The organism is Paenibacillus sp. 1-8, from assembly GCF_056316205.1.
The window spans coordinates 3,065,716-3,080,476 of record NZ_CM149995.1; the positions used below are offsets into that span (position 1 = coordinate 3,065,716).

General features: G+C 47.9%; 18 protein-coding genes. 1 reads left to right on the forward strand and 17 read right to left on the reverse strand.

The window, feature by feature from the left end:
• Positions 1–332: 332 nt before the first annotated feature.
• From AC0WRU_RS13785 to AC0WRU_RS13820, 8 genes are all read right to left on the reverse strand, one after another.
• Complete coding sequence (locus tag AC0WRU_RS13785; RefSeq protein ID WP_476125156.1) at positions 333–1,313, reverse strand: biotin--[acetyl-CoA-carboxylase] ligase; 981 nt, start codon at positions 1,311–1,313, stop codon at positions 333–335.
• Positions 1,306–2,628, reverse strand: a complete 1,323-nt coding sequence (locus AC0WRU_RS13790; RefSeq protein ID WP_476125158.1) for a CCA tRNA nucleotidyltransferase — start codon at positions 2,626–2,628, stop codon at positions 1,306–1,308. The genes AC0WRU_RS13785 and AC0WRU_RS13790 overlap by 8 nt, the downstream gene beginning before the upstream one ends.
• 86 nt (positions 2,629–2,714) lie before the next feature.
• Entirely contained in the window at positions 2,715–3,878 is a 1,164-nt protein-coding gene (gene bshA, locus AC0WRU_RS13795; RefSeq protein ID WP_476125160.1) for an N-acetyl-alpha-D-glucosaminyl L-malate synthase BshA, read from the reverse strand.
• 131 nt (positions 3,879–4,009) lie between these two features.
• Positions 4,010–4,702: a bacillithiol biosynthesis deacetylase BshB1 gene (gene bshB1 / locus AC0WRU_RS13800; protein WP_476125162.1), complete on the reverse strand. Its 693-nt coding sequence runs from the start codon at positions 4,700–4,702 to the stop codon at positions 4,010–4,012.
• The gene (gene mgsA / locus AC0WRU_RS13805; protein ID WP_025685877.1) at positions 4,699–5,136 is read right to left on the reverse strand and encodes a methylglyoxal synthase; all 438 of its coding nucleotides are present in this window, start codon (positions 5,134–5,136) and stop codon (positions 4,699–4,701) included. Before mgsA ends, bshB1 begins: the two co-directional genes overlap by 4 nt.
• A 56-nt stretch (positions 5,137–5,192) precedes the next feature.
• The gene (gene dapB, locus AC0WRU_RS13810; RefSeq protein WP_476125164.1) at positions 5,193–5,996 is read right to left on the reverse strand and encodes a 4-hydroxy-tetrahydrodipicolinate reductase; all 804 of its coding nucleotides are present in this window, start codon (positions 5,994–5,996) and stop codon (positions 5,193–5,195) included.
• 30 nt (positions 5,997–6,026) lie between these two features.
• Complete coding sequence (locus AC0WRU_RS13815) at positions 6,027–6,545, reverse strand: tetratricopeptide repeat protein (protein ID WP_476125166.1); 519 nt, start codon at positions 6,543–6,545, stop codon at positions 6,027–6,029.
• Between the two features lie 50 nt (positions 6,546–6,595).
• The gene (locus AC0WRU_RS13820; protein ID WP_025685880.1) at positions 6,596–6,925 is read right to left on the reverse strand and encodes a nucleotide pyrophosphohydrolase; all 330 of its coding nucleotides are present in this window, start codon (positions 6,923–6,925) and stop codon (positions 6,596–6,598) included.
• Between the two features lie 213 nt (positions 6,926–7,138).
• On the opposite strand from AC0WRU_RS13820, the gene AC0WRU_RS13825 reads away from it, so the two are divergent.
• A complete protein-coding gene (locus AC0WRU_RS13825; RefSeq protein WP_025685881.1) occupies positions 7,139–8,008 on the forward strand; it encodes a YitT family protein in 870 nt (289 codons plus the stop codon).
• A 33-nt stretch (positions 8,009–8,041) separates the two neighbouring features.
• Here AC0WRU_RS13825 and AC0WRU_RS13830 read toward each other — a convergent pair whose 3' ends face one another.
• From AC0WRU_RS13830 to AC0WRU_RS13870, 9 genes are all read right to left on the reverse strand, one after another.
• Complete coding sequence (locus AC0WRU_RS13830; protein WP_476125169.1) at positions 8,042–8,887, reverse strand: sporulation protein YpjB; 846 nt, start codon at positions 8,885–8,887, stop codon at positions 8,042–8,044.
• Positions 8,888–8,968: 81 nt separating this feature from the next.
• A complete protein-coding gene (locus AC0WRU_RS13835) occupies positions 8,969–9,781 on the reverse strand; it encodes a GNAT family N-acetyltransferase (protein ID WP_476125171.1) in 813 nt (270 codons plus the stop codon).
• A gap of 217 nt (positions 9,782–9,998) precedes the next feature.
• Entirely contained in the window at positions 9,999–10,637 is a 639-nt protein-coding gene (locus tag AC0WRU_RS13840; protein ID WP_476125175.1) for a DUF1405 domain-containing protein, read from the reverse strand.
• A gap of 171 nt (positions 10,638–10,808) precedes the next feature.
• Entirely contained in the window at positions 10,809–10,988 is a 180-nt protein-coding gene (locus AC0WRU_RS13845) for an IDEAL domain-containing protein (protein WP_025682222.1), read from the reverse strand.
• 22 nt (positions 10,989–11,010) lie between these two features.
• Entirely contained in the window at positions 11,011–11,517 is a 507-nt protein-coding gene (locus AC0WRU_RS13850; protein WP_476125177.1) for a gamma carbonic anhydrase family protein, read from the reverse strand.
• Between the two features lie 51 nt (positions 11,518–11,568).
• On the reverse strand, positions 11,569–12,678 hold the full coding sequence (locus tag AC0WRU_RS13855; protein ID WP_476125179.1) for a hypothetical protein: 1,110 nt from the start codon (positions 12,676–12,678) through the stop codon (positions 11,569–11,571).
• Positions 12,679–12,842: 164 nt separating this feature from the next.
• Positions 12,843–13,445 (reverse strand): histidine phosphatase family protein, encoded by a 603-nt coding sequence (locus AC0WRU_RS13860; protein WP_476125181.1) that lies wholly within the window; start codon positions 13,443–13,445, stop codon positions 12,843–12,845.
• A 70-nt stretch (positions 13,446–13,515) separates the two neighbouring features.
• Entirely contained in the window at positions 13,516–14,142 is a 627-nt protein-coding gene (locus AC0WRU_RS13865) for an anti-sigma factor (RefSeq protein WP_476125183.1), read from the reverse strand.
• On the reverse strand, positions 14,139–14,735 hold the full coding sequence (locus AC0WRU_RS13870; protein ID WP_014282079.1) for an RNA polymerase sigma factor: 597 nt from the start codon (positions 14,733–14,735) through the stop codon (positions 14,139–14,141). Before AC0WRU_RS13870 ends, AC0WRU_RS13865 begins: the two co-directional genes overlap by 4 nt.
• Positions 14,736–14,761: the final 26 nt, after the last annotated feature.

Sequence of the window (14,761 nt, forward strand, 5' to 3'; positions counted from 1 at the left end):
GGCTCCCTTCCATCTTTTTTTGGCACAAAAAATAACCTTTTATGAACGCCTGTACAATTGCGTCATCAAAAGGTCCGAACAGCCAAAAAAGACACTCATTTTGAGATCGCCCCTTCTGTCTCGGTCCTGTTCGGCTCAGAGCAGAATCCAACGTAACCTTCAAATGAAGTTATGATGGTCTAACTTGCTTGCAGTGTTGGAGCATATGCCCCGGAGTGCAGCTCGGACCGTCCGATGCCGCCTCCTGCACAGTATAACAAAAAACATCAGCTTTTTCACGTGAAGTTTTGCATAGAACAAAGAACAATTATATTCGCTATGCTTAGCTAAGGCTACCCCTGCAATTGTACATCACCGGAAACGACCTGTATTCGCTCTCCCTGCTCCGTTTCAACCACTAGCGCACCGGAAGGGTCCAAACCGACGGCAGTACCTTCTACCGCTTTCCCTTGTCCCGTATGTGCCCGCACGAAGCGATTCATTGTCACGGATAGCGCCTCCCACAGCATCGCGACTGGCTGAAAGCCCTCATCCGCATATAACGCACCTAGCTGCTCCATCTCTTCCAGCACGGCGGCAATCATTGCAGTACGATCGATTTCGCGACCAGCCTCTATTTTCAGGGATGTCCCCAACCTTGATAGCTCTTCCGGGTAATCCTCTGTATTTAAATTAACATCAATGCCGATACCTGCAATACAGTAACGGACCCGCTGATCCTCTGTTGCAGATTCCAGCAGAATACCGCACACTTTGCGACCATGAACAAGCAGATCATTCGGCCACTTGATGCCAGCTTCCACACCCGTCAACCGACGAATGGCTCTGCATACCGCTACGCCTGTAAGCAGCGTCAACTGCGGAGTAAAGGCCAAGGGCTGGTTCGGACGCAATACAATGCTCATCCAGATGCCTTTGCCCCGAGGTGAAAACCACTTTCGGCCCAAGCGTCCCCGGCCTGCCGTCTGTTCCTCCGCCAGCACTACCGTCCCCTGCGGCGCACCCTCTTCTGCCAGACGCATTGCATCCTGCTGGGTAGAGACCGTCGAGTCCAGCACAACGATACGTTGTCCAAACGATTGGGTATTTAGCATATATGCCAGTTTGGAGACTTCCAGCCGATCGGGTCGGGACACAATCCGGTAACCCCTACGCGAGGAAGCTTCAATGTTGTAGCCCAGCTCACGCAGCTTGTTAATCTGCTTCCATACGGCTGTACGGCTGACCGAAAGACGACGGCTGATTTCCTCTCCGGATACATAATCTGATGTATCTTCGTCCAGTATGCCTAACAGTCTTTCATGATTATTCACTACTCATCACCCGTTTCGCTTCTTGAAGCAATGCTTCTAATTCATTTGGAATATCTCCGCAGGCGGTAGCCAGCAAAAGTCGTCCCATCGTCTGACCCAGCCAAGGACCACCCGGTCGATTCATCGCCTGAACCAGTTCATTTCCAGTAATATTTAAATCTTTGATATGAACAACTGCGGCTTCCTTAGTCCACGCCTCTGCCAGCTCAGCCATTTTCGCTACATGCTCTTCTGCTCGTAGGGGTAATCCACGAAACGAAGCAGGCAATGACTTATAAAGCTGTAGCCAGTCAGACGAGGTGTCCCGTCCCCATTTAATTAACAGTCGAATCCAGCTACGGCGTAGCGCCTCATCGTTGGTTCCTTCACCCGCCACCAAAGTGGAACTGTCTGCTATCGACACAGCACTGTCCGTTAACTCGCGCTCCCATTCCAACAGATGCACCAACCGTAAGCGTACAGCGTTGGAGAAAGTCCATGCTCTTAACAACTCGTCCGCTGCCTCTGAGGTGAGTCTGCAAGACAGCAACAGTAACCCCCACCGCAGTTCTTCCGGCAGTTGTACCATTCCACTGAGCGCCTGTGCTTCGCATTGTTCCCAGGGAACCGGAACCTTCGTACACGAGAGCAAGCCGCTTCGATACAGCATTTCCAGTCCACGCAAAGGGTCCGGCCCGGCCAGCATCTTTTCCAGCTCAACACGCACACGTTCCATCGCAATGTAACGAAGTCCCTCTTTACGACGGATCATGCCTTTCCATGTGTTATAGGCTATACGGAACCGGAATACGGAGGCAAAACGAATGCAACGTAGCATACGCAGCCCATCCTCCTCAAATCGTTCCTCGGCTCGTCCCACACAACGAACAATAGCGGCGCGTAAATCGGCTTCCCCTCCGAACGGGTCCACCCTTTTCCCATGTTCATCCATTGCAATCGCGTTCATCGTGAAATCCCGCCGCATCAGATCTTCGCGGATATCCTTCACGAAAGAGACTTCTATCGGACGGCGATGATCGGTATAACCGCTCTCTGTTCGAAAAGTGGTCACCTCGAACGGATGCCCACCCTGCATCACCGTAACCGTCCCATGCTGAATTCCAGTCGGAATGACATGGGGGAACAGTGCTATGACCTGTTCCGGTTCAGCCGATGTGGTCATATCCATATCATGAATAGAGCGTCCTAATAGTTCATCCCGCACACAACCGCCGACCCAGTAAGCCTCGTAGCCAGCTGTGGTTAGTGTATGGATAACTTTTTTTCCATGAATAGCCATTTCTAGGTCGGCATATTGCCAAGTGTTTATTTTCACAGGGTTTCCCCCTTTGCTTATAAAGTTTTCAAAAGACTTATTATACAAATGACTTATCATAAAAAAACGGACGCGAGTCCGCCTTCTTAAACGCTGATCGGTTTAAGATCCGGCACCTCGCGTCCCAACACACGGTAATATATTTCTTCATATTGACGGGTAATCAGCGTATCACAGAATACGGTACGAGCCCGCACCAGACAGGCTTCACGAAAACGCTCTGCCAACGCTTCGTCCGATAACAGCTGCACCGCATATTCCGCCATCGCCTCGGTATTGCCGATTTCAGCAAGATAACCTGTACTCCCGTGAACAACCAGTTCAGGCACTCCTCCTGCCTCGGAACCAACCGTTGGTACTCCACAAGCCATCGCTTCCAGTGCAACCAGTCCAAAGCTTTCTTTTTCCGATGGAAGCAGTAGCACATCCGCCATGGAAATCACTTCAGCAATCTGATCCTGCTTGCCCAAAAAGAATACCTTATCCTGCAAGCCCAAGCTTTCGATTTTGCAGCGAATTTTTGGAAGGTCTGGTCCTTCCCCAACCAGCAGCAGCTTTGCAGGTACTTTTCGTTGCACTCTTTCAAATATATCCAGCACGTCTCCCACTCTTTTGACCGGACGGAAGTTTGAAATGTGCATCATAATCTTTTCATTAGGCTGGGCAAAATCTCTCCGCAGCGCAGTTGCATCCCGCGGATAATACACTCGTTTATCCACAAAATTGTAGGTCAAATCAATAGGGTTTGTAATCTCGAGCACATCTATCGTCTCCCGAATCAAATCCTTCGAAACCGCTGTTACCGCGTCACTTTTGTTGATCGCCAGCCGGATTAGATCCTTCAACGATTCATCCTGCGCCAACACCGTAATGTCCGTGCCGTGAAGCGTGGTTACCACTTTGAGATGGTCGCCCACCATTTCTTTGGCCAAATAAGCACATACCGCATGCGGTACGGCATAGTGAACATGGAGTACATCCAAATTTTTCATTTGTGCGACCTGAGCCATTTTGGTCGCCAGCGACAGATCATAAGGCGGATATCTGAACACGTAATAGTCGTTAACCTCAACCTCATGATAAAAAATATTTTTTTGGAATTCCCCGCCTAATCTAAATGGAATGCTGTTGGCGATAAAATGGACCTCATGTCCTTTTTCGGCAAGCAGCTTGCCCAGCTCTGTAGCCACTACGCCGGAACCGCCCAACGACGGATAACAGGTAATTCCGATTTTCAATTTGTCATTCAAGTTAAGCTGCCCCCTTCCGTTTACCGGTGATGACTTTTCAATGTTGGTGACATACCAAATACAGTACGCATCTATAATCGTTACACGAACGGATTTAGTTTATCGTTTATGTGTCAGGATTTTTATATCCCTTATGTGAATAGCTTAACCAGATGAGGCGTTTTGGACGCAAAGCCCTCTGCATACGAAATCAGCTTGCGCTGACCCAACAACGAATCACGGGCTTTTACACGCTCAGCATACCCCTGGTTTAATGGCGTGGGTACCGTGTCTTTACCCGGTGCAGCCTGAAATTGGGAAGCATAGCTTAGTAATGCCTGCTCCTTGGCTTCAACATGCTCCGTAATGTCCACAATCAGATCCGTTCTGCCGATATCGTTAATGAAATAAAAATATAACTGCTCCACTAGCACCGCAGGCTGTTCCGGCATAAATCGACGTAGCTTGGCGTTAAACACCGCTTCCTCCACCAGCTTGCTGCACATGACATGATCCGGGTGCCGATCCTCCCAGTAGGGAGCAAATACGACTTTCGGCGCATGACGCCGAATTTCTGCGGTCACTGCGGCTACATTCTCCGGTGTTATATACAAACCCCGATCAGGCAGTCCCAAATTCGTCCGTGCAGCAAGGCCCAGCACTTTTGAAGCATCTTCGGCTTCTGCCATGCGGGTATCTACATCACCATTGGATGACATTTCAGCACGCGTCAAATCACATACGCCCACCTTTAAACCAGCGGCAGTATGCTTGGCAATCGTGCCTCCCATCCCAATCTCAGCATCATCGGCATGAGCTCCAAAAATCAATATGTCCAGTGTCATTTTATATCACCCTGCTGATCAATGCCTGGTTTATATTTATGTACCAGCTCACGCCAAGCAAAATCGCCCCGATCCAGCGCCTTGACCAATATTTCAGCAGTCGCAACATTGGTCGCCAAAGGAATACCCTGCACGTCACACAGACGCAGCAGTGCACTAATATCAGGCTCATGCGGCTGTGCCATTAGCGGATCACGCAGGAAGATAATCAGATCCATATCATTTTGCGCAACCATGGCCCCGATCTGCTGGTCACCTCCGAGCGGTCCTGACATAAAGCGGTGAATTTGAAGCTTCGTTTGCTCCATAATGCGCAGACCCGTTGTACCTGTTGAATACAATTGATGTCCTGTAAAAACATGCTCATACGCGGTTATAAAGTTAACCATTTCATCTTTTTTGCGGTCATGCGCTATAAATGCAATCTTGAACATTCGAAATTCCCCCTGCCTCATTCTATATTCCGTTCGTCAATTCATTCGCGTTATTCTTAATCAATGTAATGCTCAAAACCGTATACAAGTCCAGTTTGCTCCATTACCTTTTGAATGCCGATTTTGACGCCGGGCATGTAGCCTGCCCGTTCGTAGGAGTCCTGACGAATTTTGAGGGATTGTCCAAATCCTCCGAAAATAACTTCCTGCTGTGCGAATACACCAGGAAGACGGACACTGTGGATACGGAACCCTTGGTAGTAGCCGCCGCGTGATCCTTCGAGCGTTTCTTCCTCCTCCGGGTTCCCTTGACGCAGCTCCTGTCGCTGCTCAGCGATGAGTTCTGCGGTCTTAATTGCCGTTCCCGATGGCGCGTCCAATTTCTGGTCGCCATGATATTCGATAATCTCCAGATGAGGGAAGTATTTAGCAGCCTGAGCTGCAAACCGCATCATCAAAATAACTCCTATTGAAAAGTTAGGCGCAATCAGACCGCCCATTTGCTGTTCCCGGCACTGCTTGTCCAGTTCGTCAATCTGTTCCGGTGTAAATCCTGTTGTCCCAATAACTGGACGAATGCCAAGTTTGATGGCAAGCACTGTATGTGCGTACGCAAAACGAGGACCTGTAAAATCGACCATCACATCCGGACGACTATCCAGCAAAGCCTGCTCCACATCCTCCACAATAGCAACGCCCGCTTCTGGAAGTCCAACGAGAAGGCCGGCATCACTGCCGGCGTGCGTTCTGTTTACTGCGGCTACCAGCCGGAGTTCTTCATCCTGGAGAACCATTTTGACAACCTCACGGCCCATACGCCCGGCTGCTCCAACGACAGCCACTTTTATTTGCTCTGGCATATCTTACAACCCCTTACGCATCAATTCGTGCTAGATCTGTTCATTCATTTGCTGGCATAACTTCTTCATGAGATTGGCAAGCTGTTCATTGTGAGGAAACAAAGCGGCCGCCTCACGAGCAGCCTGCACAGCCAGCTTATATTCATTCATTTCAGCATAAACCAATGCGAGCAGCATAAAAGCGTCACCACATAGCGGATCAAGGACAATTGCCCGTTCCAGTAGCAGGATTGCATCTCTGCGCACCTGTGGCGTAGCTTTATCGACATCCAGCATCTTTCTGGCTTTCTCCGTCTGCTGTCTGGCCTCCAACGTATGCAAATGCAGCAGATACTCATCCTGCTGCGGGGCCAGACGAACCGCATCGCCCGCATAAGCAAGCGCCTGCTCTATCCGCCCGCTACGGGCATAGGTGACCGAACAGCGGAAATAATGCTCCGCATGATCAGGCTGAGCGGAAATCGCTTTTTCGAACCATTCCACGGCCTGCTCAAAATCGTTCTGTAAAATACACTGATAAGCTTTCTGAACGTATTCCTCCGCCTTCATGACACCGCACCTCCGGGTAACCGGTTTGGTACAGCATATGTACAAAACGCCTAATCGGTGTCCTTTTTGGTCCAGCGATTCGCGTCACGTGTGTTAAATTTACGCATGACCTTATCATGAGCATCAGTCAAATTAATACCCAGCGAGTTTGCAAAGCAGACCGTGATGAACAAAATGTCTCCCAGCTCCAGCTCAATCGAATTGTCGGCCTCATCCGTTTTTTTCGGTTTCTCGCCAAAGGAATGATTGACTTCTCTGGCCAGCTCCCCGACTTCCTCGGACATCCGGGCCAGCATTGCCAGCGGGCTGAAATATCCTTCTTTGAATTGGGAAATATATTGGTCTACCTCACGTTGAATTTCATCAAGCGATTTTTCCATGAAACACAATCTCCTCTAATGTGCAGGTTTATTCATATGTTATCGTAAAGCACATTTGAAAACAAATATTTTTTTAATGTGAAATTACTCACATCTTGTAATGGTCTGTCTTTTAAAGCTACCGTAAAAAGGTATACTAAACATAAGGATCTATGATCTGCTCCAAAATCAATATCCAATCGTTCATCCCAATTTGCCATTGTGAGGGATTATATGAAAACATCGAGGTCTATTGAACAGCTTAAAATCATTTTACCCATTGTGCTCGGCACTGCTATTTATGCATTCGGCCTGCTTTATTTCATTATACCCAGCAAGCTGATGGAAGGCGGCATCACAGGTATCACCCTGCTGCTGAACTATGCTTTCTCGATTTCCCCATCCCTTTCCACATTGCTCCTGAACATTCCTCTATTTTTAATCGGATGGAAGATGCTTGGCGGCAAGCAAATTATTTATAGCGGGGTTGGCATCGGGGCGCTCACTTTTTTTCTGTGGTTGTTTGAAAAAATGATTCACCTCGGGTGGATGGGCACGTTTCAGACCGAGCACGATTTTATACTTTCTTCATTATATGCCGGGGTTACGCTCGGGGCCGGGCTAGGCATCGTATTCCGGTTTGGCGGTACCACCGGCGGGTCGGATATTATCGCTCGTATTTTGAACCGGAAGTTTGGCTGGAGTATGGGAAGGATTTTGCTGGTGATCGATATCGTCATCATCGGTGCATCGCTGCTGTACATACCTAAGGAAAAAATCCTGTATACGCTGGTCGCTGTGTTTATCGCATCGAAGATCATTGATTTTATACAGGAAGGGGCCTACTCCGCCAGAGCCTTTATGATTATCAGTGATCATACGATGGATATTGCGGATATCATTACACGGGATATGGATCGCGGTGTTACTATTATTCCGGCTATGGGTGCATTTTCCAAGCAGACCAAGCATGTTGCTTACTGTGTCGTATCCCGTCAGGAAATACGGCGTTTGCATCAAATAGTGAAATCGGTTGATCCACGAGCGTTCATCATCATTCAGGATGTGCATGATGTACACGGGGAGGGCTTCAAAGAGGAATAGCCCGGAAATCCGGGCAAGTGGCAGCATTTAGCCTTAACCAGAGAAACCGGATCGATACTTACGGTAACCCACATAAGCCAGGGTCAGCAGGATCGTCAAGCCGATTGCCAGTTCTGCTCGGCGCTCGCTTTCATGCGGGATGAATGGAGCCAGTGCGGTAGCATCTTTTTCACGTCCAAACAAGGCATTGAATGTCGGGTTTCCCTGATCCAGTGCCCCTCTAATCGCTGAAGCATCCGCATTTTGCTGGTTCCCCAATCCCTTAACGTAAGAAATCCATGAATCCGTTCGAACAACCTCGGTTGTTTTGCCGCTGATCAGCGCCGCCGTTCGGATCGTCTCGTAATGATCCTCCAGCACTGCTGCTCCGGCGGCGAAACCCTTCATATTTCCTTTAGCAAACTGGCTATTTAAGCCGCTAACATCTTCTTTTAAAATTTTGTAATACTGCTGCCATAATGGCTGGCGGGGATGCGCTATCGCATCTGCCGCAAGTCGCAAATTGGCAGCGGCCTTCACCCATTCATCCGGCGATGCTTGCACGGATTGTGTAGCTTGCTGTACCTCAAGAATACTGCCGGACAAAGCATGAATAGCCTCCACAGACAGTGCAGCCTGTACCTGACCCGTGCTGAACCATCGGCTTACCTCCGCTACATCCGCGCGCGCTTTTTCAATATTTCCATCCATTACATCCCGGTACAATACCGCAGCCGCACGATCTAGCTCCTCTATTTCCTTTGCATTACTGGTGGACTTGGGCTGATCCCGCGCTTCCGCAATGCCCGGAGGGAAACATACGGAAAGCAACAAAACCATAGATAACACAACTCCCGAAACAACACGCAGGACACCACGAAACGCCTGACTCCAATCCATGGGACATCCCTCCTCACCTTACTGTATGGCAAGGCTACGGGGGCTAGAACTCGGCTTTTGGTCGAAACGTTTGAAGCCAGTTTATGCCCTGGACAAAATAGGAAACATCAGTTTATTTTGTTTACATATGTTTTGATTTTTAGTCTTATAAAATAGCGTGGTATCTTCCTGTTCCAACAGTGAAATTTCGCAGCCGTCCTGTTCTCTTGGAGTAAAACCAAAAACAACCTTTTTCGTATCTTGTCTCATTACTGCTGACAGAATCATATCCATAGGGATCTCGCCCGCTCCATAAATATCGTAACAATTCATCGTATCCCCTTTAAAATCCGCAACAACAATCGTGTCATATTGAGGAATATATATAAAATTATCTTTATAAAATGAGGTGCCATAGAATAAAACCAACCACTCACTGCTTTTCATAGAAAAAAATGAGTATGGATTTAAGTCAGCGCTTTTACTTTTCAATAGCTTTATATCCGACATCTCTTCCATGTTCAACTTTTCGACTTTAATGTCCCGGTTGTTCATGGATGCCTTCCGATTAAATTGATATTCTTGCGCTGGAACAAATCCAAATTTAGGATAAAACTCCTTTACACTATCATTCGCAAACAAATACATAGCATCACCATTGTCATACCAATCTTGTAACACACATTCTAATAAAAAACGACTGAAACCTTGATTCCTATAGTTAGTATGCGTCATTACGGTTCCGATTTGGATATACTTTCTATTTTCACCTAACAAATCAAAATTCATCAGACTTACAGATACATTGGCGACAACACAGTCCCCATCTAAAAGCACATAGGGGATATATTGATCACCCCAACATCCCAATTGGTACCAAACTTCAAAATCAAAACCGAAACTTTGTTTTGTCAATTGATTAAAGTTTTTTCTTATTTTTTGATCATCACGAATGCCTTTTTTAAATATATTCTTTTTGATTTATAACAATATTCATCCCTATTTCTCCATTCCTGTTTCTTCATTCCCAGGCCCGGTTTGGCTGCTTATTCATTGACTTCATCCGGAATGACTTAGCTGGTTAATTCAAGTGGATTTTTTAATTCTACTTTTAGTAAACTTAAGCTGCATCTCAATTAAATAATGCCACTCGATTGCGCACGTACATGGCAAGCCATGAAGCTGCGATACTGAAAAGGGTCAGCATATAGGTAAAAGTACGCACTTGTGGTACATCATCCGTTAGCGACCTCGGAAGATACGGATATATGCCAAATGTATAATCGACCGTATCATTTAGCAGTGTCCACAAAGCTGCTACGCACAGGCCCGCCCATTTGCAGGTGAAAAAACGAACGAACAGCAAGGCTTCGACTGCCATTGCCGTATGAGATGCTACCAGCATCCAATCCTGCCATATCATATGCCCGCCCTGCGCGACACCCCAAAAAATAATAGCTGAGGCCCAGATGCCGTATTTTACACTCGTAACCACAGCTAACGCCTCCATCAGCTGGCGAATGACCTTCAAGCCCTTCAGGCGCGGAGGGTAAAGCAGGAATAATACAGAAATCGTAAAAAACAGGCTGGCCGTCGGACTATCAGGCACAAATACAATCTGCCATATCGGGTAATAGTTTAGCGTATATTCCAATTGCCCTCCATACCATATGTACCCATACACGGTTCCGACCAGGTTACACCAGAACAGCAGCCACAAAAAAGGCCGGCTCGTCAAGAACGACCGGCTCCACAAATAAGACAACGACACGTCCTCATCCTCCGTTCATACGATAGATGCCCCGTAAAGGCTCCATCTACAAAGACTATATCATATAAAAGCGTATCAAAAAAACCTGGCCGCTGCTACGGTCAGGCTTGATGATTATGGTCTTGTACTGCCAATGGGTCTGTTACCCAGGATCAGATCTCCTGAAACGGCTCAATTGATCGCTTTCAGTTCATCCGTAAGATGACGAAAAGCTACTTCATCCCCGGAGGCCAGCGCCTCATCAATATCCTTGTAGAGCTTTTCACTCCGGTGTTTACGTAATGCCTCGTCCAAAACCATTTCAGCAGACAGGCCCAACATTACTTCATAAGTAACCTTCATTTTATCCATAGGATGCACCTCCAACATGAGTTTAAGAGATCCTATATTCTTTTCCTTTCGCCACATAGTTGAGTGCCGTCCGTGACATCCGCTGCAAATCTGCGTCTGTCAATTCTCGCACTACTTTGGCAGGTGTACCGAGAGAAAGAGTATAGGGTGGTATTTTGGCATTTTCCGTAACGACCGACCCTGCTCCTATTAAAGCATATTCACCAAGCTCAGCTCCGTTGAGTACAATGGCCCCCATACCGATTAAAGTGCCTTTGCCTACCATGCAGCCATGGATAATCGCAGCATGTCCCACCGAAATATCATCCGCCAGCACCAGGGGCTGGTCCGTGTTCACATGTCCCACGACTCCGTCCTGGATATTGCAGCGTTCACCGATGATGACAGGCGCCATATCCCCGCGCAGTACGGCATTGAACCAAACTGAGGAATCTTGGCCGATCGTTACCTTTCCGACAACTTTTGCTCCTTCTGCCACATAGACAGATGAATGGAGCTGTGGCATGTTCCCGTTATAGTGAATCAGCATCAACTTCACCCTCTCATTTTGGGTGAATTCTATCAACATGTATGCTGCTTGTCAATGGAGCCGCATACCCGGGTCGTTCCTCCCAATGCGGTACTCCCCTGCCAGATTCAGGCCCCAGGCGGTCATCTGTACAGATGGCCCCGTCGAATGCTCACCCAGACGAAGCATACCCAAGTGCAGCATCATTCGTATAATTCTCTGATCAAAAACCGAACGGGGCGTATCATAGTAGAACGGTCTGATCAGCGGGCCGATATGTACAAAAAGCGACTCCGAGGACGTCCAGGGCCTGGCACATTCTCCTATCCAGTAGACCAGAGAAAGTAGATTGGGAACGGCTCCCTTATACAATCTTAACCAAAACCTGAATAGCTGTATCATCTCATCCTCGATCGCGTACTCCCTGTGTGCCTCCCCCTTTGCCGTCAGCACAACTCGATCCCCCTTTTCCTCAATAAACCTGGAGTGACGTGCATAATCATACAGCAGTGCCATTCGGTCGGGATAAAACTTAAAGGAGGAACCATATCCGAAACGCCAGCCTCCTTTACCCAGAAGTGGCTCCGCAATGTGCAAATGCTCCATTAGTTGCTGCTGATTGCGACGATACCAAGCCCCCTCGGGGTTAAGCGGAACTTCATGCTGCTCCATATACTGAAGGAAAAGTCGTAAATCCTCCGCCAAAAGATGTCCTTCATCCCGGTACGACGTTGGCTCACTTACCCGGATCATTCCGTTTTGCAAGTCTTGCACCATGACACGACGGAAACGCTCCTTCATGTCCAACGGAATTTGATACAAATACCTCGTATTATGCGTCGAACCGTTGAATAGCCAGCCACTGTTGCGTAAACGGGCCACGATGTCCCGCGGTCGCTCATCGGAATCCCCATCCTCCTCGGCAGATTGTTTGGCAACCGCAATCAATTCCTCCATACTGAAATAAGGCCGGTCATCGAATAGCAGTGTGTTCAAAAACCTTACCTCTGACAGCTTTAGCTCCCTGACTTGCATCTCAAAAAAACTGCTGCTGCCGAGCTTTGTCAAAATGCCCTGGATCAGCTCATGTTTGGAATTGGGCTTACAGTCACATTCGTAATACACCGCAATTCTGTTCAAATGCACAATATCCGCAAATGTCAGCATATCCGCCAGATTCATCGTTCCATCGCCTCGTCACTGGACTGTCATCCGGAATTGATTCTTACCTGTTGTACCCACAGCTTTGACGGAATGTTCAGACTCTAAACCTCTTTTTTACAAAGCTATAATTAAAAAATAAAAGACCACGGCTTCTACGCTGAGTAGAAATTCGTGGTCTTTCGTCAACCTTTTGAGTTACAATCGCTTTTTTCCTGTAAATGTCTGGTGCAATTATACAACAGCGGCGTCCAATCCGTATCCTCACGCTGGAGAACACTCAGTGACAGATTACCAATTCGTTCCGTAAACTTTTCCTGATACAAAGCCTTATACAAATTAGCCAAAAAACCGCCATGAGAAACGACCAGCAGGTTCTTGTCCCGATTTTCCGACCAAATGGCCTCCATAAAAGCCAACCCTCGAAGTTGAAGAGCTTCATCGCTCTCCTGTCCCAGATCCAGCAGATGCCAGTCGCTCCCCCACTTCTTCTCACGCTCGACCTGCGTCATGCCCTCGACCTGACCATAAGCGCGTTCTCTCAGCCGATCATCCGGCTCAAGTATAGGAAGGTGAAGAACAGAAGCAATAATCTCCCCCGTCTCCTTCGCTCTGGAAAGGCTGCTTGTAATAAGACCATCCCAATGATAGGGCTCATCCTTTAATCGTTCTGCCAGCAAGCGTGCCTGCCGGCGCCCTTCCTCATTCAACGGAATATCACTGTGGCCCTGGATTTTACCCACCGCATTCCAATCCGTTAATCCATGTCTGATCAAGCCAATAAGCATCGTGTTGTTTCCTCCGCTATTTAGTTATTCAGGCATTGTTATGAATCCGTATTGGAGCCCAGCCGTGCTGCTAATTTCTAACCCGTCTCGCACGATGAATCCAGCCCAAAGAAAATAAGGCAAGCGCAAGTGCCAACACAGACAACAACATCCAATATTGCGGGTAAGTAGGAACAATGCTTGCAACCAGCGGGTCCATAATGCCACTATTCATATCTTTAATGTGGTATTGATATTGTGGAGATGTACTTGTAGTTTCCAGCAAGCCTGTCGGTAAAATACCTGTATCCATGACAAGTGCCGCTTGAGGAGGATTTTCTTGAGAGGAGCTTCCATTCCAGTTCAAAAACAAAAAGCTACACAAAAATACCGCCAAAAAGCCGGCGATCCATACGGACATATACTTACGGGCTGCCGGGTTCACACGCGCACGCCGATGCTCGCCGGGAACAAGCCACGGTGACTCTTCATAAATTCGATCCATGACCCTGCGATTCATAGCTTCTGCCTGCTCATCTGTTATCTCAAAGGAAATATCGCGAATAGCGGATCGACTTTCTTTTGACAAATTCCACTCATTTTCTTCCGAACCATGCTCCCATCCGGCAGACGAGCTTTTGGCTCGTCTGCGCTCCGAGTCTTGTTTCGATACATTTTTGCCTGTAGCGAACAAATCCTCAGTGTCCCTGGATTTCATTGGCTGCTCATCCCTTCGTTTTCCTCATAGAGAGGCTCAAAAAAATAAGGCTCCAACTGCGTCTTCACACTGGTTCTGGCCCGGAAAAGCAACGATTTCACCGCACTGACCGTCTGCCCCAAAATCGTAGCAATCTCCTGATAATCCAATTGCTCGTATTCGCGCAAAATCAGCGCAGACCGCTGCTTCTCTGGCAATCTGTTGATCGCTTCACGAACCATCTCTACCTTCTCGCCGCGAAGGACGGCCTGCTCTGGAATCACATCCAATGGAGCAACCGGCACATAACCGCTCTCCTCCAATGGAACCTGACCGCTACGATGCTTGCGAAGCTCGCTCAGCACCGTATTACGTGCAATCGTATATAACCATGTGGAGAACGATGCATCTACCTCGCGAAAAGAGTGCAGGCTCCGGTACGCTTTGTAAAACGTCTCCGAGCATAAGTCCTCAGCGATCATTTCCAGGTTCGAACTTTTCAGCATATGGTAAACAAAAGCTAAAATTTTACGTTGGTGCCGCCTCATTAATTCTGAATAAACCTCAACATTACCTTGTTTGATTTCCTGAATCATCTGGGAATCTGTCATCATCCGAGTGAGACCCTCCTCGCCCATAC

Bases quoted from the DNA above. Each gene is read 5' to 3' on its own strand.
- bshB1 (WP_476125162.1), bottom strand. From the start codon at position 4,702: ATGACACTGGACATATTGATTTTTGGAGCTCATGCCGATGATGCTGAG.
- mgsA (WP_025685877.1), bottom strand. From the start codon at position 5,136: ATGTTCAAGATTGCATTTATAGCGCATGACCGCAAAAAAGATGAAATG.
- dapB (WP_476125164.1), bottom strand. From the start codon at position 5,996: ATGCCAGAGCAAATAAAAGTGGCTGTCGTTGGAGCAGCCGGGCGTATG.
- AC0WRU_RS13815 (WP_476125166.1), bottom strand. From the start codon at position 6,545: ATGAAGGCGGAGGAATACGTTCAGAAAGCTTATCAGTGTATTTTACAG.
- AC0WRU_RS13820 (WP_025685880.1), bottom strand. From the start codon at position 6,925: ATGGAAAAATCGCTTGATGAAATTCAACGTGAGGTAGACCAATATATT.
- AC0WRU_RS13825 (WP_025685881.1), top strand. From the start codon at position 7,139: ATGAAAACATCGAGGTCTATTGAACAGCTTAAAATCATTTTACCCATT.
- AC0WRU_RS13830 (WP_476125169.1), bottom strand. From the start codon at position 8,887: ATGGATTGGAGTCAGGCGTTTCGTGGTGTCCTGCGTGTTGTTTCGGGA.
- AC0WRU_RS13845 (WP_025682222.1), bottom strand. From the start codon at position 10,988: ATGGATAAAATGAAGGTTACTTATGAAGTAATGTTGGGCCTGTCTGCT.
- AC0WRU_RS13850 (WP_476125177.1), bottom strand. From the start codon at position 11,517: ATGCTGATTCACTATAACGGGAACATGCCACAGCTCCATTCATCTGTC.
- AC0WRU_RS13855 (WP_476125179.1), bottom strand. From the start codon at position 12,678: ATGAATCTGGCGGATATGCTGACATTTGCGGATATTGTGCATTTGAAC.
- AC0WRU_RS13860 (WP_476125181.1), bottom strand. From the start codon at position 13,445: ATGCTTATTGGCTTGATCAGACATGGATTAACGGATTGGAATGCGGTG.
- AC0WRU_RS13865 (WP_476125183.1), bottom strand. From the start codon at position 14,142: ATGAAATCCAGGGACACTGAGGATTTGTTCGCTACAGGCAAAAATGTA.
- AC0WRU_RS13870 (WP_014282079.1), bottom strand. From the start codon at position 14,735: ATGATGACAGATTCCCAGATGATTCAGGAAATCAAACAAGGTAATGTT.